This window comes from Terriglobus sp. ADX1 (assembly GCF_036877645.1).
Lineage (GTDB): Bacteria > Acidobacteriota > Terriglobia > Terriglobales > Acidobacteriaceae > Terriglobus.
This window is the reverse complement of sequence record NZ_JAEDXV010000111.1, coordinates 1-254: the sequence shown is the minus strand read 5'-3', so window position 1 is coordinate 254 and position 254 is coordinate 1. Positions and strand designations below refer to the sequence as shown.

Annotated in this window: 1 protein-coding gene; it reads right to left on the bottom strand. The window is 60.2% G+C overall.

Annotated features, from left to right (window positions below; genetic code table 11):
- On the bottom strand, window positions 1-254 hold a 254-nt coding region (locus tag JAO32_RS19835), incomplete at both ends, for a hypothetical protein (protein WP_334243623.1).

The window sequence follows — 254 nt, the reverse complement described above, 5'->3', positions numbered from 1 at the left end:
GACTGACGGGACTCAGGGAACGGGCTCACGCCGAACTCCATGCCACGCGTTACACCGGCGTTCTTCCACGGCGCATGACTGCGGCTGCGGTTCTCCTCCCAGATGCCAAGCCACGGGAAGTCTGCGCCGTCCCAGACATATGCAATGGCAAAGCGATACTTCGGCGACCACGCACTAAAGTATGCCTGCGGCTTCATCAGCACGGCGATGTAGCTGCTGGCTGGTGCGTCCGGCTTCATGTCTGTGACATTGAT